Origin of the sequence: Kitasatospora sp. NPDC056181, from assembly GCF_042266225.1 — a bacterium.
Taxonomy (GTDB): Bacteria; Actinomycetota; Actinomycetes; order Streptomycetales; family Streptomycetaceae; genus Kitasatospora.
Genome location: NZ_JBHJUK010000070.1, coordinates 16,033 through 36,471, shown reverse-complemented (window position 1 = coordinate 36,471; position 20,439 = coordinate 16,033). Strand labels below are relative to the sequence as shown.

The following is a 20,439-nucleotide window of genomic DNA, read 5'->3' as shown; positions in this document are numbered from 1 at the left end:
CGGAGCGACGCCGCGGGCGAGGTCGTAGTGGTGCGGCTAGCGTGGGACGCATGGGCTCAGCCGTGGAACTGGATGTCGCCGGGCGCACCGTCCGGCTGTCGAACCCGGACAAGGTGTACTACCCGGAGCGCGGGTTCACGAAGCTGGACGTCGCGCAGTACTACCTGGCGGTGGCGGACGGGGTGCTGCGCGGACTGCGGGACCGGCCGACCACGCTGCAGCGGTTCCCGGACGGGGTGGAGGGCGAGTTCTTCTACCAGAAGCGGGCACCGAAGGGCCTGCCGGAGTGGCTCCCGACGGCGCGGATCGCCTTCCCGAGCGGGCGGTCGGCCGACGAGATCTGCCCGACCGAGCCGGCGGCGGTGCTCTGGGCGGCCAATCTGGGCTGTCTGACCTTCCACCCGTGGCCGGTGCGGCGCGGCGACACCGACCACCTCGACGAGCTGCGGATCGACCTCGACCCGCAGCCCGGCACCGACTTCCACGACGCGGTGCGGGTGGCGCACGAGTTGCGTGCGCTGCTGGAGGAGTCGGGGCTGCGCGGCTGGCCGAAGACCTCCGGGGGGCGCGGGCTGCACGTGTACGTGCCGTTGGAGCCGCAGTGGACGTTCACCGACGGCCGGCACGCCGTGATCGCGCTGGGCCGGGTGCTGGAACAGCGGCTGCCGGGCCGGGTGACCACGGCCTGGTGGAAGGAGGAGCGCGGCGAGCGGATCTTCGTGGACTACAACCAGATGGCCCGGGACCGGACCATCGCCTCGGCGTACTCGCTGCGGGCCCGTCCGCGGGCGACGGCGTCGGCACCGCTGCGCTGGGAGGAGCTGGACGACGCCGCGCCGGAGGACTTCGACCTGCGCACGCTGCCGCCGCGATTCGCCGAACTGGGCGACCTCCAGGCGGAGATGGACGACAAGGCGTACCGGCTGGACGGGCTGCTGGAGCTGTACGAGCGGCAGCTGCGGGACGAGGGCATGGGTGAGCTGCCGTACCCGCCGGACCATCCGAAGGCGGCGGGTGAGCCGACCAGGGTGCAGCCGAGCCGGGCACGGAAGTCGTGATCACCGGCCGGGGGTGATCACGTAGGCTGTCGGCCCTCGAAGGATCATGCACACGGGGAGGGGTTCCGGGGTGGACGGGCACGGGGTGGACGGGCGCGGGATGGACGGGCACGGGTTGCGGGGGATTCTGGCGGACGCGGCGCGCGGGGTGTTCCCGCCGCCGGACGGGTCGGTGACGGTGGTGCCGCAGCCGTCGCCGCGCGAGGCCGGGGTGCTGTCGTTCTCCGCGCACGCGGTGGTGTTCACCGACGAGGACCCGGCCTGGGTGCACGCCGCGCTCGCCGCGGTGCCGAGCGACCCGCTGGCCGCGCCGCTCTGCCCGCCGTTCCTGACCGCGTTCACCGAGCGGACCGGCCGGGTGGCCGGCAACATCGACCTGCTGACGGTGGCCGGCCGGCTGCCCGGTGAGCCGCCGCTGGCACTGGAGCCGGTGACGGACCGGGAGCACCCCCGGGTGGTGCGCGCCCTGCGGTACCGGGAGGACGTGCGGGTGTTCACCGTGGACGGCGGGGTGCTGGTCCTCGGCCGCGGGGTGGCCGGGCGGTGGGAGTGCGCCATCGAGGTGGACGAACAGGCGCGGGGCCGCGGCCTGGGGCGCGCGCTGGCGGTGAGCGCCCGGCATCTGCTGCCGGAGGGCGAGTGGATCTGGGCGCAGCAGGCGCCGGGCAACGCGACGAGCGTGCGGGCGTTCCAGGCGGCCGGGTACCGGCCGGTCGGCGCGGAGACGCTGCTGGTGGTGGGGCGGCCGTGAGCGGGGCATCGGCCGGGTCGCCGGTGGTCGTTCCGGCGGAGGTCCGGTCCCGGCTGGTGGTGCGGTTCGGGCCGTCGGCGGAGGCCTGGTGCGAGGCCCTGCCGTCGCTGGTGGCCGGGCTGGCCGCCCGCTGGGGCCTGACCGTGCGGGCGGGCGGCGGGGGCGGGACGGCCCGGGTGTTCCGCTGTGACCGCGGGGACGGGCGGACCGTCTGGCTGAAGCTGACGCCCGACCCCGAGGTGGCCCGGCAGGAGGCGGTGGCACTGCGCGCGTGGGCGGGGCTGCCGTCGGTGGTGCGGCTGCTGGCGGAGGACGTGGCGGCGGGCGCCCTGCTGCTGGACGACGTGAGCCCCGGGCCGACGCTGCGGCAGCGGGAGTGGCGGCCGGCCGAGGTGGCCGCGGTGCTCGGCGCGCTGCGGTCGGTGCCGGTGGCGGGGCTCACGCTGGCGCCGCTGGCCGAGCGGGTGGAGTTCCTCTTCGACCTCACCGAGCGGCGGGTGCCGGGCGCGGTGCCGCCCGGGACGCGGGCGTTCGCGCGGGAGCTGGCCGCCGACGGCCCGGTGGCGCTGGTCCACGGGGACCTGCACCCGGGCAACGTGCTGGACGGCCCGAGCGGGCCGGTGGCGATCGACCCGCGGCCGTCCCTCGGGGACCCGGATTTCGACCTGGTGGACTGGGTGCTCGACGGTGCCACCGGTCGGCCCGGGCTGGAGCGGCGGATCGCCGGCCTGGCCGCACTGGTGCCGGGCTCGGATCCGCAGCGGGTGCTCGACTGGTGCCGGGCCTGTGCCGTGATGGTCGCCGCGCCGCGGGTGGCGGCCGGGCGGCAGGACGCGGAGACGGCGTTCCTGGCGGAGCTGGCCGGGCTCTGAGCCCGGCCGGGGCGGCGGCGCCCGGCTCGCCGGCCGGACCGGGGCCGCCCGTCAGGACACCTCCCCGCCGCCGCCCTTGCCGGAGAGGAACAGGCAGAGGAAGGCGAGACCGATCAGCAGGCCGACGGCCCGGGGCAGAGAGGGATAGATCCAGTTCCAGTTGCTCACGTCGGTGAACGCGGAACCGACCAGGAGAACCCCCGCCGGCAGCACGACGAGGCCGGCCAGGGTCAGCGCCAGCCAGTACGACACCGCACGCCCGCCCGTCGGGTGGCACTCCCCGGCCTCGCACCACACCGGGGCGATCACGCCTCGCGGCGGCACGTCCTCCTCGAACGTGTAGGCGTAGACGGGTTCGCCGTCGTCGGGGATGAACTTGCCCGAACAGGTGTCGCGCGCGGTCTCCTGCCCGGGCGGGCAGATGTGGAGGACGTACCAGCCCCGGGTGTCCGAGAGTCCGGCGGCCTGGCCGAGCCGGGACGCGGTGTGGGCGACGGCCAGGCACCCGAGCCCGAACACCACCAGCCCCACGACCGCCAGGAGCAGCCTCCCGAGGAGCCACCGCGCCCCTCGCCGCGCATCTCGCATCGGCTCTCCCCCGCCGGTCCGCGCCGTCCTCTCCCGGGACGCCCAGGACCCGGCGGGCGGTTGCGGTCAGCGCGTGGCACCCGCCGGGGCGAGCGAGGCGATGATCCGCACCGCATCGGCGATCTGACCGTCCGTCAGGCCGCCGCGGGCGGTCAGCCGGAGGCGGGAGATGCCATCCGGGACGGAGGGCGGACGGAAGCAGCCGACGGCGGGCCCGGCCCGGCGGCAGCCGGCGGCCCACGCGACGGCGGCCCACGCGACGGCAGCCTCCGGGCCGGGGGCCCGGACCGAGACGACGGCCGCGTCCGGGTGGAGGCGTGCGGGCCGGCCGGTTCGGCGGGTGACTGGCCCCGCACCGTGCGTCGCCCGCGCCGACCGGCCGTCAGCCGCCCTCCCTGAGGATCTGGCCGCCCCGGACGGCGCAGATGAAGGACGCGATGAACAGCCCGATGGAGACCAGCGACCCCCGGTAGAGCAGCCAGTCCCGCACCCGCACAATGTCGAAGCAGGCGGCAGCCGGGTAGAGGCCGACCGGCACGACGGCCAGTGCGGCGAAGGTCAGCGCCAGCCAGCGCACCACCGGCCCCTGCCCCGCCGGGTGGCACACGCCGTGCGCACACCGCACGCTCAGCCCGTAGCCGTGCTGCCGCCGGTCCCCTTCGAAGCGGAAGGTGTAGACGGGGTCGCCGCCCTTGTCCGGGACGAACTTGCCGGGACACCCGGCGCGCGGCCCGTCAGCCGGTGGCGGGCAGGCGTCGCGGATGAAGTGGCCCGGCGTGCCGGACAGTCCGGCGGCCTCGCCCAGCCGGGACACCGTGTGCCCCACCGCCAGCAGCGCGAGCGCACAGACCGCCGCGCCCACCATCGTGACCAGTATCCGGCCCGGGAGCGGCAGCTCCCGCAGTTCCACGCGTCGCATCGACTCTCCCCCGCCGGTCCGCGCCGTCCTCTCCCGGGACGCCCCGGACCCGGCGGGCGGTTGCGGTCAGCGCGTGGCACCCGCCGGGGCGAGCGAGGCGATGATCCGCACCGCATCGGTAATCTGAGCATCCGTCAGGTCACCGCGGGCGGTCAGCCGGAGGCGGGAGACGCCGTCCGGGACGGAGGGCGGACGGAAGCAGCCGACGGCGAGCCCGGCCCGGCGGCAGTCGGCGGCCCACGCGACAGCGGCCTCCGGGCCGGGAGCCCGGACCGAGACGACGGCCGCGTCCGGGGTGGAGGCGTGCAGGCCGGCCGCGGTCAGCCGGTCGGCGAGGGTGCGGGCGACCTCGCGGGCCCGGTCGGCGCGCTGCGGCTCGGCGCGCAACAGCCGCAGCGCGCCGAGGGCGGCGCCGGCGGCGGCCGGGGCGAGGCCGGTGTCGAAGATGAAGGTGCGGGCGGTCTCGGTGAGGTGGCGGATCACCCGGCGCGGGCCGAGCACCGCGCCGCCCTGCGAGCCGAGCGACTTGGAGAGGGTGACGGTGGCGACGGTGTCCGGCTCGCCGGCGAGGCCGGCGGCGGCCAGGGCGCCGCTGCCGCCGGGGCCGAGGACGCCGAGCCCGTGCGCGTCGTCCACCAGCAGCGCGGCGCCGGCCGAGCGGGCGGCGGCGGAGAGTTCGGGCAGCCGGGCGGCGTTGCCGTCGACCGAGAAGACGGAGTCGGTGACCACCAGCGCCCGGCGCTGGGTGCGACCGGCGAGCGCGGCGCGGACGGCGTCGGGGTCGCTGTGCGGGGCGCGGTGGACGTCGCCGCGGGCGAGCCGACAGCCGTCGATCAGCGAGGCGTGGTTGTACGCGTCGGAGACGATCAGGGTGTCCGGGTCGGTGAGCGCGGTCAGCGCGGCCAGGTTGGCGGTGTACCCGGAGGAGAACACCAGCGCCGCCTCCACCCCGCAGAACTCGGCCAGCTCGTCCTCGAGTTCGGTGTGCAGCGCGGTGGTTCCGGTGACCAGCCGGGAACCGGTGGCGCCTCCGCCCCAGCGCAGCGCGGCGTCGGCGGCGGCCCGGGTGACGGCCGGGTGGCGGGTCAGCCCGAGGTAGTCGTTGCCGGCGAGGTCGAGCACCGGGTCCTCCGCCGGGCGGCTGCGCAGCGTCCGGGTCAGGCCGGCGCGGGCGCGCAGTTCGGCCGTCTCGTCGAGCCAGTCGAAGACGGCGGCCGGGGCCGGGGTGTCGGCGGGGCCGGGGGCGCCGCCCGGGGCGAGGACGGACGGTTCGGACGCGGTGCGGTGGGCCATGATCGGCACTCTGGCACGCGGGGCGCCGGCGGGCAATGTGCGTCTGGGCACACCCTCGGCGGGTCCTGTTGTCCGGTTCCGCGCCGCCCCCGTACGGTCCGTGCAGCCCGTGTCCGGCTTCTCGTGGCCCGTTGCGGTGCGTGCGGCCCCGGTCCGGCTTCCCCCGGCCCGTTGCGGTGCGTGCAGCCCCGTCCGGTCCGTATTGCCCCCGTCCCGTTCCCGCGGCTCGTCCGGTCCGTGCATCCCGTCCGGTGCGGCGGGCCTGGCGGCCGCCGCGACCGCAGCCGCCGCGGAAGGGCCGACGCCCGGTGCCGAAGGGCGCCCCCGGCCAAGTGCGACCACTCAGTGCGACCAGTAGGGGTCGTCCACCGGGGTGGCCGGGCCACTGCCCCGGTTTCCGTACACGCGGTCGGCGGCGGCCTCGACGCCTTTCTGCTCGGCCGCGATCTCCACCTCCGTGGTCTGCGAGAGGGTCGCACTGCCGGAGTCCTCCAGCCGGACGGTGAGCCGGACGCCCTCGGGCGAGGTGGCGGTGTGCTCGGTCCGGTACCCGGCCGACGGGCGGTGCCCGAACTCCCGGCTCTGGATGTCGCGGTAGCCGTTGCGGGCCCAGTAGTCGGTGATCGCCGCGGCGAGGGCGGGGTGTCGGCCGGCCGCGACGGTGGTGGTCAGCCGCAGCGAGCGCGAGACGGAGGTGAGCGGGCTGCGGGTCCCGTCCATGTAGTGGCTGCCGGGCAGGACCAGGTAGCCGCTGTCGCGGTACCGGACGGCGGGGGTGATGCCGTTGACCGTCCCGGTCAGCGCCCGCTCGGTGCGGTCGCGGCACTCGGCGGCCGTCATCAGCGGACGTTCGTCGGCGGTCTTCTCGCCCAGCTCGTGGTTGAGCCAGACACCGAAACCCATGATCAACGCCATGACCAGCAGCATGCCCGCGAGGAGGGCGCCCAGCACGACGCGGACGATGCGCAGGGCCAGGCCGCCGGCCCGCCCGTCCGTCGCCGCCGACGTCGTGGCCGTCGCGCCGGCCGTCCCCGGCCCCTCCGCCGTCGCCGCGGAACCCGCCGTCTCGGCCATGCCCGTTCCCCCTACCAACCGGTACGTTCTTCCGCGCCGACAGTAGCCGCGCGGCCGGTCCGGGCACCTGAGTACGCGTACTCAACCGCTCCGCCGCACCCGCCGGCGGCCGTCGGGCGCCCGAGCGGACGGCCGCGGGCTTTGCCGGGCGTGGGCGCGAACAGGCAAGATAGCCGGGTGACCCTCCTTGACCTGATGCCGAAGCCCGCTACTCCCGACGCTCTGTACGAGACCTTCGCCGCCTGGGCGGAGGAGCGCGGGATCACGCTGTACCCGGCGCAGGAGGAGGCACTGATCGAGCTGGTGTCGGGGAACAACGTGATCCTGGCGACGCCGACCGGCTCCGGAAAGAGCCTGGTGGCGGCGGGGGCGCACTTCGCGGCGCTGGCGGAGGGCAAGCGGACCTTCTACACCGCGCCGATCAAGGCGCTGGTGTCGGAGAAGTTCTTCGACCTGTGCAAGGTGTTCGGCACCGAGCAGGTCGGCATGATGACCGGTGACGCGAGCGTCAACCCGACCGCGCCGATCATCTGCTGCACCGCCGAGGTGCTGGCGCAGATCGCGCTGCGGGACGGCGCGCGGGCCGACATCGGCCAGGTGGTGATGGACGAGTTCCACTTCTACGCGGAGCCGGACCGCGGCTGGGCCTGGCAGATCCCGCTGCTGGAGCTGCCGCAGGTGCAGTTCCTGCTGATGTCGGCGACGCTCGGCGACGTCCGCCGCTTCGAGGAGGACCTCACCCGCCGCACCGGCCGGCCCACCACCGTCGTCCGCTCCGCGACGCGTCCCGTGCCGCTGTTCTACGAGTACCGCCGCACCACCCTGCACGACACGCTGGAGGAGCTGCTGAAGACGGGTCAGGCGCCCGTCTACGTCGTGCACTTCACGCAGAAGGAGGCGGTGGAGCGGGCGCAGTCGCTGATGAGCATCAACATGTGCTCGAAGGCGGAGAAGGACGCCATCGCCGACCTGATCGGCGGTTTCCGCTTCACCACCAAGTTCGGCCGCAACCTGTCCCGGTTCGTGCGGCACGGCATCGGCGTGCACCACGCCGGCATGCTGCCCAAGTACCGCCGGCTGGTCGAACGCCTCGCCCAGGCGGGGCTGTTGAAGGTGATCTGCGGGACGGACACGCTCGGCGTGGGCGTCAACGTGCCGATCCGCACGGTGCTGTTCACCGCGCTGTCCAAGTACGACGGCGTGCGGGTGCGCGTCCTGCGGGCCCGTGAGTTCCACCAGATCGCGGGCCGCGCCGGGCGGGCCGGGTTCGACACCGTGGGGCAGGTCGTCGCGCAGGCGCCGGAACACGTGATCGAGAACGACAAGGCCGTCGCCAAGGCGGGCGACGACCCGAAGAAGAAGCGCAAGATCGTCCGGAAGAAGGCGCCGGAGGGCTTCGTCGGCTGGTCGGAGGAGACCTTCGAGCGGCTGATCGCCGCCGACCCGGAGCCGCTGGTCTCGCGTTTCAAGGTGAGCCACGCGATGCTGCTGTCGGTGATCGGCCGGCCCGGCAACGCCTTCGAGGCCATGCGCAAGCTGCTCACCGACAACCACGAGGACCGCGCCGCCCAGCGCCGGCACATCCGCACCACCATCGCCATCTACCGCTCGCTCCTGGAGGGCGGCGTGGTGGAGCGGCTGGACGAGCCGGACTCCGAGGGCCGGATCGTCCGCCTCACCCTGGACCTCCAGGAGAACTTCGCGCTCAACCAGCCGCTGTCCACCTTCGCGCTGGCCTCCTTCGAGCTGCTCGACCCGACCTCGCCGTCGTACGCGATGGACGTCGTCTCCGTCGTCGAGGCGACCCTCGACGACCCGCGCCAGATCCTCGCCTCGCAGCAGAACAAGGCCCGCGGCGAGGCCATCGGCGAGATGAAGCGCGACGGCATCGAGTACGAGGAGCGGATGGAGCGGCTCCAGGAGATCACCTACCCGAAGCCGCTGGAGGAGCTGCTCACCCACGCCTACGAGGTGTACCGCCGGGCGCACCCGTGGATCGGCGACCACGAGCTGCGGCCGAAGTCCGTGGTCCGCGACCTGTACGAGCGGGCGATGACCTTCTCGGACTACGTCGGCCACTACGAGCTCGCCCGGACCGAGGGCATCGTGCTGCGCTACCTGGCCGGCGCGTACAAGGCGCTGGAGCAGACCGTCCCCGAGGACGTGAAGACCGACGACCTCAAGGACGTCATCGCCTGGCTGGGCGAGCTGGTGCGCCAGGTCGACTCCAGCCTGCTGGACGAGTGGGAGCAGCTGGCCAACCCGACCGAGCCGCAGGCCGCCGAGGTCACCCTGGACGACAAGCCGGCGCCGGTGACGGCCAACGCGCGGGCGTTCCGGGTGCTGGTGCGCAACGAGATGTTCCGCCGGGTCGAGCTGGCGGCGCTGGAGCACTACGACGCGCTGGGCGAGCTGGACGGCGAGTACGGCTGGGACGCGGACCGCTGGGCGGACGCGCTCGACGGGTACTGGGAGGAGTACGACGACCTCGGCACCGGCCCGGACGCGCGCGGCCCGAAGATGCTGCTGATCGAGGAGGAGGACTCCTCGTGGCGGGTCCGGCAGATCTTCGACGACCCGTCGGGTGACCACGACTGGGGCATCAGCGCCGAGGTCGACCTCTACGGTTCGGACGAGGAGGGCCGCGCGGTGCTGCGCGTCACCGCGGTGGACCGCCTGGGCGGCTGAGTCTCCGCCGGCCCGGGAGCCCTCGGACGGGGGCTCCCGGGCCGGGGTGACCGCCGGACGGCGAGCAACCGGCCGGGCGGTCACCGGCGGACGCGGGGGACACGAGGGACGCAGGAAGGCCGGGGGTCCGCAGCGTGCGGGCCCCCGGCCTCTCGTGTCCGGGCTCCTCGTGTCCGGGCTCCGGCCGGCCCCGGCCGGTCCCGGGATCCGGACTCCCGCCGGCCCCGATCAGATCCAGATGAACGGCGCGCCCGCCGCGTAGGACAGTGCCCGGGTGGCCTCGTCCAGCACCTGCTCCGCTCCGGCCGCCGGGCTGGGCGGGACGGCGAGCGGGGTCGCGGAGACCGAGGCCCCCGGGGAGGCGGCCGGCGAGCCGCCGTGGCCCTCGACCGGCCGCGAGCTGGTGACGGTCACGTGCCGGCCGACCGCCTCGACGCGCTGCTCCGTGCCGGGCTTGGCGCTGCCGGCGGGCAGGGCGGGGGCGGTGGAGGCGTCCGGGAGGATGAAGGCGAGCGCGCCCGGCTTGGCCCGCAGCGCCTCGGCGGCCTTGGTGGCGGCGGCCTGGTCGGCGAAGCGCAGCAGGGTGACGCTGCTGAGCACCGGCTTGTCCTGGCCGGCGAAGCTGACGGTCAGGTAGCCCTGGCAGCCGCTCTCGCGGAACAGGTCCTGGGCGCGGTCCTGGAGGGCCTCGGCGCAGTTCTCGCCCTGGCGGACGCCGGAGCGCTTGCCCTTGTAGGCACCGACCTCGACCACCCGCTGGGCGGGGAAGAGGGTGTCGACGTTGAGCCCCTCGGGGTCGGCGCCGCTGCGCGGGGGCGGGGAGCCGACCACCTTCGGTGTCTTGGTCGCGTCCTTGCTGGACGGGCCGAGGCCGGGTATGAAGTCGCCGGGCGTCGGGCGGGTGATGATCCAGCCGCCGGCCGCCACGACGCCGACCACCACGATCCAGCCCACGACGCGGCGGGCGCCGACTCTCCTGGCCGGCCTCCGGTACGCGCCGCCCGGCTGGTCGGTTCCGTGGTCTCCCGGTGACGGGGTGCGCTCCCCCTGCGTGGTCATGGCGCAGATTCTAAGCAGTCCGCAGGTGGTGGAGATCACGGGGGAGGGCCCGTGACGATCACCCGCGCCGGGGCCGGAGAGCTCCGCGGCCGGGGACGTGAGATGTACCACTACCGTGAGCTTCGACACTGTGACAACTCGCACATCCTCCCGGAGATCTTCTGGTGGGTTTCCTCTGGCGTCGCCCGTCGGCCACCAGGCAGGATCAGGCCCATGGATCTGCTCGATACCCTCACCGCCAAGGGCCTGCGCGGCGAAGCCCCGACCCGCGAGGAGGCGCTCGCCGTCCTCGCCACCACCGACGACGAGCTGCTGGACGTCGTCGCGGCCGCCGGGCGGGTGCGCCGGCAGTGGTTCGGCCGCCGGGTGAAGCTCAACTACCTGGTGAACCTGAAGAGCGGGCTCTGCCCGGAGGACTGCTCGTACTGCTCGCAGCGACTGGGCTCCAAGGCCGAGATCCTCAAGTACACCTGGCTGAAGCCGGACCAGGCCGCCGAAGCCGCGAAGGCCGGCGTCGCCGGCGGCGCCAAGCGCGTCTGCCTGGTGGCCAGCGGCCGCGGCCCGACGGACCGTGACATCGACCGGGTGGCCGACACCATCTCCGCCATCAAGGACGCCGACCCGGCCGTCGAGATCTGCGCCTGCCTGGGCCTGCTCTCCGACAACCAGGCCGAGCGGCTGAAGGCGGCCGGCGCCGACGCCTACAACCACAACCTGAACACCTCCGAGGGCACCTACGGCGACATCGCCACCACCCACACCTACGCGGACCGGGTGGACACCGTCCAGAAGGCGCACGGCGCGGGTCTGTCGGCCTGCTCCGGCCTGATCGCGGGCATGGGCGAGAGCGACGAGGACCTCGTGGACGTGGTCTTCGCGCTGCGCGAGCTGGGCTCGGACTCGGTGCCGGTCAACTTCCTCATCCCGTTCGAGGGCACCCCGCTGGCCAAGGAGTGGAACCTCACCCCGCAGCGCTGCCTGCGCATCCTGGCGATGGTGCGCTTCGTCAACCCGGACACCGAGGTGCGGATCGCGGGCGGCCGCGAGGTCCACCTGCGCACGCTCCAGCCCCTGGGCCTGCACCTCGCCAACTCCATCTTCCTCGGCGACTACCTGACCAGCGAGGGCCAGGCCGGGCAGGCCGACCTCGACATGATCAAGGACGCGGGCTTCGAGGTCGAGGGCGCCGGCGAGGCCACCCTGCCCCGGCACCGGGCCGACGTCGCCGCCGCGGTGGCCACGGGCGGCGCCTGCGGGACCGGCGGCGGCTGCGGGCCGTGCGGCGGGCACGGCGAGGTCTCCGCCGACGCGACCGGCGAGGAGGAGGCCGACGGCGGTGCGCACGGGTGCGGCCCCTGCGGCGGGCATGCCGTGGCGGCCCCTGCCGAGGACGCGGCCGAGAGCGCGGCCGAGAACCCCAACGACGAGCTGCGCAGCGACCTGGTCCGGGTCCGGCGCCGTGGCGCCGGCACCGAGCTGGCGCCCAACGCCTGACCGCTGCAAGGGAATCCATCATCATGGCTCAGCCTTCCGACCCCGCACGCCCCGCCGGGGCCCTGTCCAGCGCCGCCCTGCCCACCGACACCCTGCTCGCCCTCGACCGGGCGCACGTCTGGCACCCGTACGGGCCGATGCCCGGTACCGCCACCCCGTACGTGGTGGAGTCCGCGTCCGGGGTGCGGCTGCGGCTCGCCCGGCCCGTCGAGGGGAGGGACGAGCTGGTCGACGGGATGTCGTCCTGGTGGGCGGCGATCCACGGCTACGGGCACCCGGTGCTGGACGACGCGGTGCGCGGGCAGCTGGGCCGGATGAGCCACGTCATGTTCGGCGGGCTCACCCACGAGCCCGCCGTCCGGCTGGCCGCGCGGCTGGTGGAGATCACTCCGGAGCCGCTCCAGCACGTCTTCCTGGCCGACTCGGGCTCGGTGGCCGTCGAGGTCGCGATGAAGATGTGCCTGCAGTACTGGCAGTCCACCGGACGGCCGGAGAAGCGCCGGCTGCTCACCTGGCGCGGCGGCTACCACGGGGACACCTTCCACCCGATGTCGGTCTGCGACCCGCAGGGCGGCATGCACCACCTGTGGGGCGGGGTACTGCCCGACCAGCTGTTCGCGCCGCAGCCGCCGGCCGGCTTCGACGCGCCGCTGGACGCCGAGTACGCGGCCCGCTTCGACGAGTTGATGGAGCGTCACGCCGGCGAGCTGGCCGCCGTCATCGTCGAGCCGGTGGTGCAGGGCGCCGGCGGGATGCAGTTCCACTCCCCCGCCTACCTGCGGATGCTGCGCGAACTCTGCGACCGCCACGGCGTGCTGCTGGTCTTCGACGAGATCGCCACCGGCTTCGGCCGCAGCGGCGCCCTGTTCGCGGCCGACCACGCCGGCGTCTCCCCGGACGTCATGTGCCTGGGCAAGGCGATGACCGGCGGCTACCTCACCATGGCCGCCGCGCTCTGCACCGGTGAGATCGCCGACGGCATCAGCCGGGGCGAGATGCCCGTCCTGGCGCACGGCCCGACGTTCATGGGCAACCCGCTGGCCGCCGCGGTCGCCAACGCCTCCATCGACCTGCTGCTCGGGCAGGACTGGCAGACCGAGGTGAAGCGGATCGAGACCGGCCTGCGGGACGGCCTGGCGGACGTGGCCGCCCAGCCCGGTGTCCGGGACGTCCGGGTCCTGGGCGCCATCGGCGTCGTGCAGTTGGACCACCCGGTGGACATGGCGGCGGCGACCACCGCCGCCGCCCGGGAAGGCGTCTGGCTGCGCCCGTTCCGGGACCTCGTCTACACCATGCCGCCGTTCGTGACGGGGGACGAGGACGTGGCGCGGATCGCGGCCGCGGTGACCGCTGCGGCGGTGGCCGGATGATCGCCCCTCCCGTGCTCTTCGTCACCGGCACCGGCACCGAGGTCGGCAAGACCGTGACGACGGCCGCCGTCGCGTCGGCGGCCGTCCAGGCCGGCCTGCGGGTCGCCGTGCTCAAGCCCGGCCAGACCGGGGTCGCGCCGGGCGAACCGGGGGACGTCGATGAGGTCGCCCGGCTGGTCGGCGCCCCGCTCGCCGACCGGCTCACCCTGCGCGAACTCGTCCGCTACCCCGAGCCGCTGGCGCCCGACACGGCCGCCCGCCGGTCCGGACGGCCGTACCTCGACCCCGCCGACACGGCCGCAGCCGCCGCCGAACTGGCCCACGACCACGACCTGGTCCTGGTCGAGGGCGCCGGCGGCCTGCTGGTGCGCTACGACGACGAGGGCCGCACGCTCGCCGACCAGGCCCTCGCCGCCCGCGACCTCGGCCTGCCGGCGCAGCTGCTGCTGGTCGCCACGGCCGGCCTCGGCACGCTCAACACCACCTCGCTGACCGCGGAGGCGCTGGCCGCGCGCGGCCTGCCGCTGTTCGGCGTGGTCATCGGCGCCTGGCCCGGCTCCCCCGGCCTCGCCGACCGCTGCAACCTCGCCGACCTGCCCCGCTCGGCCGGCGCCCCGCTGCTCGGCGCCCTGCCCGAACGGGCGGCCGCCGCGGGGGACTTCGCCGCCGTGGCGCGCGCCTCGCTCGCCCCGGCGCTGCACGGACGGTGGGACGCGGCGGAGTTCGCGAGCACGCATCGGGCGGCGGGCTGACCGGCCGCGGTAGGAGGCCCGGCGGTAGACCCGGTGAGTGGCCCGGTGAGTGGCCGGGTCACCGGGCCTCCCACCGGGACCGCCGCACGACCCGGCCGGTCCTCCTCAGAGGATGGCCTCGCACACCTGCCCCAGGCGGTGCGCTTCGAGGAAGACGTCGCCCTGGTTCGGGGTGGGCATCGGCATCGTGGCGAAGGCCTTCAGCTCCGCCCGGAACGCCTCCGGGACCTTGAGCAGGTCGGCCAGGAAGAAGAGCCCGCTGCGCAGACCCTCGATGTCCGGGTCGTCCGGCCAGGCTATCGTCACGACGTAGCCGATCGTGTGCAGCAGCCGCCCGAGGGTGAACCAGTTGAACTCCTCGGCCGACGACAACTCCCGCGCCAGGTCGACCACGCCGTCCATGGCAGCGGCGAACTCCACGACCAGGGCCCTGCCCACCTCGTTCGACTCGGCGGCCGGGATCCTGCTCGTGTAGGCCTCGATCCGCTCGATCTCCGCCGGCGGGAAGCCGAGCGTGCGCAGCGTTTCCAGGAACTCGGCGAGTCGCTCGATGCCGCCCGACGATTCGGACAACGGCGCCAGATGGAGCTTCCAGCCGACGCCGCAGCCGGCCCGGTAGAAGTTCATCCTCCGGTGCCGGTCGATCCCGGGGGCGCCGTTCGGGGCCGTTGGCGGTGCCGCCGCCGGTGCCGCTGCCACTGCCGGCGCGGGCCGGCCGCTCCCCTGGCTGACGCTGCCCTGTTTGCGCTTCTGCTCGGCCCGGGCGGCGGCCAGCAACTGCGCCCATCTCTGCCCGGACTGCCGGGTGGGCGTCTGCCCCGCCTGTCGTTGCAGCCAGGGCACGAACGCCTCGAAGTAGCCGGTGAACCGTTCGCTGGGGACGGAAACCCTGGTCAGCCACCCGTTGATCGTCGAGTCGGAGATCGTGACCGGCGGTACCTGAACCTCACCCAGCCGGACCGCGGTCTTCAGCGGGGGCGGCCCGGCCGCCTCCCACAGGTCCCGTAGCTCCACCCAGAACCGATCGGCCGCATCATCCACCCGCATGCACGTCCCCCCTGCTCGGACGACCGACGGAAGCGGTCGCCGGAAAATCATCAATAAAGGTGCTGGCCAGCATAGTTGGGTCACCGCGGACCGACCACGGATCGCCGGATGTCGCCGGAAGCGGGACAACGGTGTCATCGAAAGGCTCGAACCCGGGACCTCGGAGGCTCGCACATGTCCGTCCTGTTCCACCTGCTCCAGAACGGCTCCACCCTGCTCGGCACCGCCGGAACGATCTACGCCGCAACCGTCTCCGCGACCGCCATGACCTCGGCCTTCTCCCGGAACCCGCAGCGCCGGCGCGACGCCCGGGCCTCCCTCGCCCTCCTCCTGCGCCGCTCCCGCGGCCGCTGAGGACCGGCCGGGAGCGGTCAGGAGCGGTCGTGAGCCGTCGTGAGCCGTCCTGAGCCGTCGTGAGCAGTCAAGACCGCTCCGGACGGAGCGTCCGGCGACGGCTTCGGCAGGAGGGGGCGGAACCGTCGTCGGACGCGTCGCCGGCGACTCCGGCAAGCACTCGGCTTCGCTGGAACGAGTGAAATCGGCGCCCAGGCGGTATACGGGCCCGGCGGGGCTCAATACCGTTCTCGGCATGACAGACGGCCTGACGCTGGACGAGTCCCTCCGGGCCCTCGCCGCACTGGAGGCGGTGTGGAAGGAGGACGACGAGGCGCTGACCGCACTGGCCGCCGGCGGCCCGGGCGAGCAGCCCCTCCCGGGCCTGGTCGCGGCGTACGGCGAGCACGCCATCGACACCCTGATGGCGCTCGCCTTCGGCCTGCAGTCCGGTATGACCGACGAGGAGTTGGCGGCGCTCACCGATGCCGTGAGCGCCAACATCGGCGCCCGGATGGCCGCCCTGCTCGCCCAGACCCTGCGCGCCTGGGCCGGCACGGCCGCCGCCGACGACCTCGGAGCCACCAGGGCGATCGCCCGCACCGTCATCGACGCCCTGCGGGCGGTCACGGAGGAACCGGGCAAGACGGACGTCCTGCCGCTGCTCGCCACCTTCCGCACGTACGCGCTCAGCCACCCCTGAGGGCTCCACGGGGAGTTCACGCGCCGCCGCCGGGCAAGCAAACCGGGCGCCGGCCCGGGGGGACGCCCGGTACTGCCCAGCCGGCGAGGTTCGTTTCCGCCCGTGAACAGTTGATTGCATCCGTTGCCCCCGCTCCCCCGGCCTGCGCAGGATGGGCCGGTCCCCAGCGTCCGGGCGGGTCACAGGAGGCGATCAACCGTCGTGTCGGGTAAGCAGATTCACCTTGCCGCGTTCTTCCCGGGGATCGGGAACTCCACCGTGTGGTCCGATCCGCGGGCCGGGAGCCAGATCGGCTTCGAGTCGTTCGTCCACCTCGCGAAGACGGCCGAGCGGGGGAAGTTCGACTTCCTCTTCCTCGCCGAGGGCCTGCGGCTCCGGGAGCACAAGGGCGAGACCTACGAGCTGGACGTGGCCGGCCGGCCCGAGTCGCTGACCGTGCTGAGCGCGCTGGCGGCCGTCACCGACCGGCTGGGGCTGGCCGCCACCGTCAACTCAACGTTCAACGAACCGTACGAGGTGGCGCGGCGGCTGGCGACGCTGGACCACCTGAGCGAGGGCCGGGCGGCATGGAACGTGGTGACCAGCTGGGACGAGTTCACCGGGGAGAACTTCCGCCGGGGCGGCTTCCTGGCGGAGGCCGACCGGTACACCCGGGCCGCCGAGTTCCTCGCGACGGCACGGGAGTTGTGGGACAGCTGGGCCGAGGGCGACGTCCTGGCGGACGCCGCGGGCGGACGGTTCGTCCGGGCCGGGGCGGGCGGGTTCGCCCACCGGGGCCGGCACTTCGACATCTCCGGCCGGTTCAACACGCCCCGGCCGCCACAGGGTCACCCGGTGATCATCCAGGCGGGCGAGTCCCCGCAGGGCCGGGACTTCGCCGCCTCCGACGCCGACGTGATCTTCAGCCGGTACAGCAGGCTCGCCGAGGCCCGGCAGTTCTACCGGGACGTCAAGGGCCGGCTCGCCGCGCACGGCCGCTCACCGGAGCAGCTGAAGATCCTGCCCTCCGCCTCGTACGTGCTCGGCGACACCACGGAGGAAGCGCACGAACGCGCCGCCGCGATCCGCCGGGCACAGACCGGCCCGCAGACCGCGATCGCCCACCTGGAGGCGATCTGGGGGCGGGACCTCTCCGACCACGACCCCGACGGCCCGCTGCCGGACGTCGACCCCGACCCGGACAGCCTGCTGCTCAAGGGGCACGCCCTGTTCCGGGTCGACCGGGAGGCGACGGCCCGACAGTGGCGCACGCTCGCGCAGGAGCAGGGGCTGAGCATCCGGGAGCTGGTCACCGAGGTCACCGGACGCCAGACGTTCATCGGGACGGCGCGCGAAGTCGCCGACGCGATCGACGGGTTCGTGCAGAGCGACGGCTCGGACGGCTTCGTCCTCGCCCCGCACCTGACCCCGGGCGGGCTGGACGACTTCGTCGACCAGGTGGTGCCGCTGCTCCAGGAGAAGGGCGTGTACCGCACCGACTACACCGGCAGCACGCTCCGCGACCACCTGGGGCTGACGGCCCCGGAGCAGCGGATCCGGGAGGCGACCGCATGACCGGGCAGAGCCGGAACCAGAGCCAGGGCCACGTGCAGGGCCGCGAGGACCGGGACAACCGGCAGCCCCCGCAGGACCGCTCCCGCCTGCACCTCGCCGTCGCGCTGGACGGCGCCGGCTGGCACCCCGCCGCGTGGCGCGCCGACGGCGCCCGCCCCGCCGAGCTGTTCACCGCCGGCTACTGGGCCGACCTGGTCGCCGAGGCCGAACGCGGCCTGCTCGACCTCGTCACCCTGGAGGACACCCTCGCCGTCCAGTCCTCCCGCTTCACCGGCCCCGACGACCGGACCGACCAGGTCCGCGGCCGCCTCGACGCGGTGCTGATCGCCGGCCGGATCGCGCCCCTCACCTCGCGGATCGGGCTCGTCCCGACCACCAACATCACCCACACCGAGCCGTTCCACCTCTCCACCGCGCTCGCCACCCTGGACTTCACCAGCCTCGGCCGGGCCGGCTGGCGCCCCCAGCTCTCCTCCCGCGCCGACGACGCGGCCCACTTCGGGCGCCGCACGACCGAGCAGCTCACCGAGGACGACCTCCGCGACCCCGCACTGATCGCCGAGCGCCTGCGGCCGCTCTTCGACGAGGCCGCCGACGTGGTCGAGGTGGTCCGGCGGCTCTGGGACAGCTGGGAGGACGACGCCGAGATCCGGGACGCCGGCACCGGCCGTTTCGTCGACCGCACCCGGCTCCACGCGATCGACTTCGACGGCGAGCACTTCAGCGTCCGCGGCCCCTCCATCACCCCGCGCCCGCCGCAGGGCCAACCGCCCGTCGCCGTCCTCGCCCACGCCGCCATCCCGTACGAGCTGGCCGCCAAGGGTGCCGACCTCGTCTTCGTCACCCCGCACTCGCGGTCCGGCACGGCAGCGGTCCTGGGCGAGGTCGAGGCGGCCAAGGCCGCCGTCGGCCGGCCCACCGACCGGCCGCTCAAGGTCTTCGCCGACCTCCTGGTCCTCCTGGACGAGCGGCCCGACGCGGCCGCCCGCCGCCGGGAACGGCTCGACGAGCTGGACGGCGCGCCGCTCGGCTCCGACGCCGAGATCTTCACCGGCACGCCCGCCGAACTCGCCGACCTGCTCCTCGACCGCCACGCGGCCGGCCTCGACGGCTTCCGGCTGCGCCCCGCCGAACTGCCGCACGACCTGACCGCGATCACCCGCGGGCTCGTCCCCGAACTGCAACGGCGCGGAGCCTTCCGGACGGCGTACACGGCGGACACCCTCCGCGGCCACCTCGGTCTCCCCCGGCCGACCGGCCGCTACGCATCGGCCCGGTCGGCCGGCTGAGACCCCGCAGGGGTCGTTGCCGCCGTGCCCGCACGTAGCACACGCGGCGGGCGGCGGTCGGCGGTCGGCGGGCGGCAGACGGGCGTCCGAAGGCCGTGCGGCGTGAGGTCCGTGCGGCGTGAGGACTGCAGGCCTGCGACCCTGCGGCCCGCGGTCAGGCGTTCAGGGGCTTGACCCAGCGGGTCCACTGCGGCTGGGGGCCGTAGCCGGCCGCCTTCCAGGTGCGCTGCCCGAGGCCGTTGTCGTCCAGCACCATGGCGTCGGCGCGGCGTCCGCCGAGGGCGGTGAAGCGGGCCTCGGCGGCGGCCAGCAGGGCGGCGCCGATGCCACGGCGGCGGTGCGCGGGGTCGACGGCGAGGCGGTAGAGGTGGCAGCGCCAGCCGTCCCAACCGGCGATCACCGTGCCGACGACGGTCCCGGTGTCCGCGGCCGGCGTGGCGACGATCAGGCACTCCGGGTCGCGCTCCAGCAGCGCGGCCACACCGTCGGCGTCGTCCGTGATGCTGGTCCCCTTGGCCGCGCGGGCCCAGAGGGCGAGCACCGCGGGTATCTCGTCGGGGGTGGCGGCACGCAGCGCGACGTCACCCGCGCCGGTGGTGGCGGTCACGTCGGAGGCGGCCTCGTCGGTCAGGTCGTCGGCGAGCTCGTCGGCCATGCCGTCACCGGTCATGTCGTCGCCGGCCGTGTCGTCGCCGGTCATGTGGTCGTCGGTCATGTCGGTGTGTCTACCAGGCCGTTCGGCCCGTCCGCTGGTATTTCCGGACTCCGGACGGGCTCAGCCCTGCGGCGGATCGAGCCGCCAGACCGTGGTGGTCTTGAGCGCCGCGTCCTCCAGGTCGGCGACCACCGGGACGTCGTACGCGGCCAGCGCGCTGAACCGCTCGCGCGGCAGGTAGGCCCGGCCCGGGTCGCCGACGATCACCACCGCGCCACGGGCCCGCGCCCGCTCCAGGAAGGGGAGGAAGCGGGCGGCCATCGCGCGCTCGTAGAAGACGTCGCCGGCGAGCACCACCTCGGCCGGTGCGCCGTCCCCGTCCAGCAGGTCCTCCACCGCGGCGTCGACCCGGACGCCGTTCGCCTCGGCGTTGACGTCGATGGCCGCCACCGCGTAGGCGTCGATCTCGGCGGCCCGCACCGACCGCGCTCCGCGCAGCGCCGCCGCGATGCCGACCAGTCCGGACCCGGCCGCCAGGTCGAGCACCGCCCGCCCCGCGACCAGCTCCGGGTGGTCGAGCACGTACCGCGCGACGCCGACCCCGCCGGCCCATGCGAACGCCCAGAACGGCGGTGCCAGGCCGACCTCGCCGCGCACCGCCTCCGTGGTCTCCCACAGTGCGATGGCGTCCTCCGCCATGTGGAGGGTGACCTCGGGTACGAACGGCACCGGGGTCGGCCGGGTCTCACTCCGCACAAAGCTCCGGTCCGACAGCACAGTTGCACCCGGATGAACGTCGCGCGTCTCGTTCAGCATGTCCGCAGCATAGAGGCTCCGCGGGGGCGTCCCGACCAGCCCGCGCCGCGCCGCGGGCAGGGGCGGGAGAGGGGCGAGGGTGTGCCGGTGGTGCCGTGGAAGGGCGGAGCACGCACGGCGGCCC

Annotated in this window: 19 protein-coding genes; 11 read left to right on the top strand and 8 right to left on the bottom strand. The window is 74.6% G+C overall.

What is annotated here, in order from left to right; translation table 11 throughout:
• Nucleotides 1-50 precede the first annotated feature (50 nt).
• The 3 genes from ligD to ACFC1F_RS24785 all read left to right on the top strand — a co-directional run bounded on the left by ligD (nucleotide 51) and on the right by ACFC1F_RS24785 (nucleotide 2,681).
• Nucleotides 51-1,058 carry a non-homologous end-joining DNA ligase gene (gene ligD, locus ACFC1F_RS24795; RefSeq protein WP_209416483.1) on the top strand — a complete coding sequence of 336 codons (1,008 nt, stop codon included), beginning with the start codon at nucleotides 51-53 and terminating at the stop codon, nucleotides 1,056-1,058.
• Between the two features lie 100 nt (nucleotides 1,059-1,158).
• A complete protein-coding gene (locus ACFC1F_RS24790) occupies nucleotides 1,159-1,809 on the top strand; it encodes a GNAT family N-acetyltransferase (protein ID WP_209416520.1) in 651 nt (216 codons plus the stop codon).
• Nucleotides 1,806-2,681, top strand: coding sequence for an aminoglycoside phosphotransferase family protein (locus ACFC1F_RS24785; protein WP_376161372.1), 876 nt, complete (start codon nucleotides 1,806-1,808; stop codon nucleotides 2,679-2,681). Before ACFC1F_RS24790 ends, ACFC1F_RS24785 begins: the two co-directional genes overlap by 4 nt.
• A 51-nt stretch (nucleotides 2,682-2,732) precedes the next feature.
• On the opposite strand, the gene ACFC1F_RS24780 is transcribed toward ACFC1F_RS24785, so the two are convergent.
• From ACFC1F_RS24780 to ACFC1F_RS24765, 4 genes are all read right to left on the bottom strand, one after another.
• On the bottom strand, nucleotides 2,733-3,269 hold the full coding sequence (locus ACFC1F_RS24780) for a hypothetical protein (protein WP_376161370.1): 537 nt from the start codon (nucleotides 3,267-3,269) through the stop codon (nucleotides 2,733-2,735).
• 382 nt (nucleotides 3,270-3,651) lie between these two features.
• Entirely contained in the window at nucleotides 3,652-4,188 is a 537-nt protein-coding gene (locus ACFC1F_RS24775) for a hypothetical protein (RefSeq protein WP_376161369.1), read from the bottom strand.
• A gap of 66 nt (nucleotides 4,189-4,254) precedes the next feature.
• Complete coding sequence (locus tag ACFC1F_RS24770; protein ID WP_376161367.1) at nucleotides 4,255-5,481, bottom strand: 8-amino-7-oxononanoate synthase; 1,227 nt, start codon at nucleotides 5,479-5,481, stop codon at nucleotides 4,255-4,257.
• Nucleotides 5,482-5,823: 342 nt separating this feature from the next.
• On the bottom strand, nucleotides 5,824-6,555 hold the full coding sequence (locus ACFC1F_RS24765; RefSeq protein ID WP_376161365.1) for a hypothetical protein: 732 nt from the start codon (nucleotides 6,553-6,555) through the stop codon (nucleotides 5,824-5,826).
• A gap of 195 nt (nucleotides 6,556-6,750) precedes the next feature.
• Between ACFC1F_RS24765 and ACFC1F_RS24760 the strand changes: the two genes are divergently transcribed.
• Nucleotides 6,751-9,243: an RNA helicase gene (locus ACFC1F_RS24760; protein ID WP_245206053.1), complete on the top strand. Its 2,493-nt coding sequence runs from the start codon at nucleotides 6,751-6,753 to the stop codon at nucleotides 9,241-9,243.
• Nucleotides 9,244-9,471: 228 nt separating this feature from the next.
• Here the strand turns inward: ACFC1F_RS24760 and ACFC1F_RS24755 are convergent, their stop codons facing one another.
• On the bottom strand, nucleotides 9,472-10,302 hold the full coding sequence (locus ACFC1F_RS24755) for a hypothetical protein (protein WP_376161363.1): 831 nt from the start codon (nucleotides 10,300-10,302) through the stop codon (nucleotides 9,472-9,474).
• A gap of 213 nt (nucleotides 10,303-10,515) precedes the next feature.
• Between ACFC1F_RS24755 and bioB the strand changes: the two genes are divergently transcribed.
• From bioB to bioD, 3 genes are read left to right on the top strand one after another with little or no spacing between them, the layout of a single operon-like run.
• Complete coding sequence (gene bioB, locus ACFC1F_RS24750) at nucleotides 10,516-11,796, top strand: biotin synthase BioB (RefSeq protein ID WP_376161361.1); 1,281 nt, start codon at nucleotides 10,516-10,518, stop codon at nucleotides 11,794-11,796.
• Between the two features lie 23 nt (nucleotides 11,797-11,819).
• Complete coding sequence (locus ACFC1F_RS24745; protein WP_376161359.1) at nucleotides 11,820-13,166, top strand: adenosylmethionine--8-amino-7-oxononanoate transaminase; 1,347 nt, start codon at nucleotides 11,820-11,822, stop codon at nucleotides 13,164-13,166.
• On the top strand, nucleotides 13,163-13,918 hold the full coding sequence (bioD, locus tag ACFC1F_RS24740) for a dethiobiotin synthase (RefSeq protein ID WP_376161357.1): 756 nt from the start codon (nucleotides 13,163-13,165) through the stop codon (nucleotides 13,916-13,918). The genes ACFC1F_RS24745 and bioD overlap by 4 nt, the downstream gene beginning before the upstream one ends.
• Nucleotides 13,919-14,023: 105 nt before the next feature.
• Here bioD and ACFC1F_RS24735 read toward each other — a convergent pair whose 3' ends face one another.
• Nucleotides 14,024-14,965, bottom strand: a complete 942-nt coding sequence (locus tag ACFC1F_RS24735; RefSeq protein ID WP_376161355.1) for a hypothetical protein — start codon at nucleotides 14,963-14,965, stop codon at nucleotides 14,024-14,026.
• Nucleotides 14,966-15,139: 174 nt separating this feature from the next.
• Here ACFC1F_RS24735 and ACFC1F_RS24730 point away from each other — a divergent pair, with 174 nt between their 5' ends.
• The 4 genes from ACFC1F_RS24730 to ACFC1F_RS24715 all read left to right on the top strand — a co-directional run bounded on the left by ACFC1F_RS24730 (nucleotide 15,140) and on the right by ACFC1F_RS24715 (nucleotide 18,844).
• Complete coding sequence (locus ACFC1F_RS24730; RefSeq protein ID WP_209416494.1) at nucleotides 15,140-15,319, top strand: hypothetical protein; 180 nt, start codon at nucleotides 15,140-15,142, stop codon at nucleotides 15,317-15,319.
• Between the two features lie 235 nt (nucleotides 15,320-15,554).
• Nucleotides 15,555-16,001, top strand: a complete 447-nt coding sequence (locus tag ACFC1F_RS24725; protein ID WP_376161353.1) for a hypothetical protein — start codon at nucleotides 15,555-15,557, stop codon at nucleotides 15,999-16,001.
• Between the two features lie 201 nt (nucleotides 16,002-16,202).
• Nucleotides 16,203-17,555, top strand: a complete 1,353-nt coding sequence (locus tag ACFC1F_RS24720) for an NtaA/DmoA family FMN-dependent monooxygenase (protein WP_376161351.1) — start codon at nucleotides 16,203-16,205, stop codon at nucleotides 17,553-17,555.
• On the top strand, nucleotides 17,552-18,844 hold the full coding sequence (locus tag ACFC1F_RS24715) for an LLM class flavin-dependent oxidoreductase (RefSeq protein WP_376161349.1): 1,293 nt from the start codon (nucleotides 17,552-17,554) through the stop codon (nucleotides 18,842-18,844). Before ACFC1F_RS24720 ends, ACFC1F_RS24715 begins: the two co-directional genes overlap by 4 nt.
• Nucleotides 18,845-18,998: 154 nt before the next feature.
• Here the strand turns inward: ACFC1F_RS24715 and ACFC1F_RS24710 are convergent, their stop codons facing one another.
• Together ACFC1F_RS24710 and ACFC1F_RS24705 are read right to left on the bottom strand one after the other, a co-directional pair.
• Nucleotides 18,999-19,451, bottom strand: coding sequence for a GNAT family N-acetyltransferase (locus ACFC1F_RS24710; RefSeq protein ID WP_376161382.1), 453 nt, complete (start codon nucleotides 19,449-19,451; stop codon nucleotides 18,999-19,001).
• A 168-nt stretch (nucleotides 19,452-19,619) separates the two neighbouring features.
• Nucleotides 19,620-20,315: a 50S ribosomal protein L11 methyltransferase gene (locus tag ACFC1F_RS24705; RefSeq protein WP_209416497.1), complete on the bottom strand. Its 696-nt coding sequence runs from the start codon at nucleotides 20,313-20,315 to the stop codon at nucleotides 19,620-19,622.
• Nucleotides 20,316-20,439 lie beyond the last annotated feature (124 nt).

Coding starts and splice junctions, on each gene's coding strand:
- ligD (WP_209416483.1), top strand. CDS start 51: ATGGGCTCAGCCGTGGAACTGGATGTCGCCGGGCGCACCGTCCGGCTG.
- ACFC1F_RS24790 (WP_209416520.1), top strand. CDS start 1,159: ATGGACGGGCACGGGTTGCGGGGGATTCTGGCGGACGCGGCGCGCGGG.
- ACFC1F_RS24780 (WP_376161370.1), bottom strand. CDS start 3,269: ATGCGAGATGCGCGGCGAGGGGCGCGGTGGCTCCTCGGGAGGCTGCTC.
- ACFC1F_RS24775 (WP_376161369.1), bottom strand. CDS start 4,188: ATGCGACGCGTGGAACTGCGGGAGCTGCCGCTCCCGGGCCGGATACTG.
- ACFC1F_RS24770 (WP_376161367.1), bottom strand. CDS start 5,481: ATGGCCCACCGCACCGCGTCCGAACCGTCCGTCCTCGCCCCGGGCGGC.
- ACFC1F_RS24765 (WP_376161365.1), bottom strand. CDS start 6,555: ATGGCCGAGACGGCGGGTTCCGCGGCGACGGCGGAGGGGCCGGGGACG.
- ACFC1F_RS24760 (WP_245206053.1), top strand. CDS start 6,751: ATGCCGAAGCCCGCTACTCCCGACGCTCTGTACGAGACCTTCGCCGCC.
- ACFC1F_RS24755 (WP_376161363.1), bottom strand. CDS start 10,302: ATGACCACGCAGGGGGAGCGCACCCCGTCACCGGGAGACCACGGAACC.
- bioB (WP_376161361.1), top strand. CDS start 10,516: ATGGATCTGCTCGATACCCTCACCGCCAAGGGCCTGCGCGGCGAAGCC.
- ACFC1F_RS24745 (WP_376161359.1), top strand. CDS start 11,820: ATGGCTCAGCCTTCCGACCCCGCACGCCCCGCCGGGGCCCTGTCCAGC.
- bioD (WP_376161357.1), top strand. CDS start 13,163: ATGATCGCCCCTCCCGTGCTCTTCGTCACCGGCACCGGCACCGAGGTC.
- ACFC1F_RS24735 (WP_376161355.1), bottom strand. CDS start 14,965: ATGCGGGTGGATGATGCGGCCGATCGGTTCTGGGTGGAGCTACGGGAC.
- ACFC1F_RS24730 (WP_209416494.1), top strand. CDS start 15,140: ATGTCCGTCCTGTTCCACCTGCTCCAGAACGGCTCCACCCTGCTCGGC.
- ACFC1F_RS24725 (WP_376161353.1), top strand. CDS start 15,555: ATGACAGACGGCCTGACGCTGGACGAGTCCCTCCGGGCCCTCGCCGCA.
- ACFC1F_RS24715 (WP_376161349.1), top strand. CDS start 17,552: ATGACCGGGCAGAGCCGGAACCAGAGCCAGGGCCACGTGCAGGGCCGC.
- ACFC1F_RS24705 (WP_209416497.1), bottom strand. CDS start 20,315: ATGCTGAACGAGACGCGCGACGTTCATCCGGGTGCAACTGTGCTGTCG.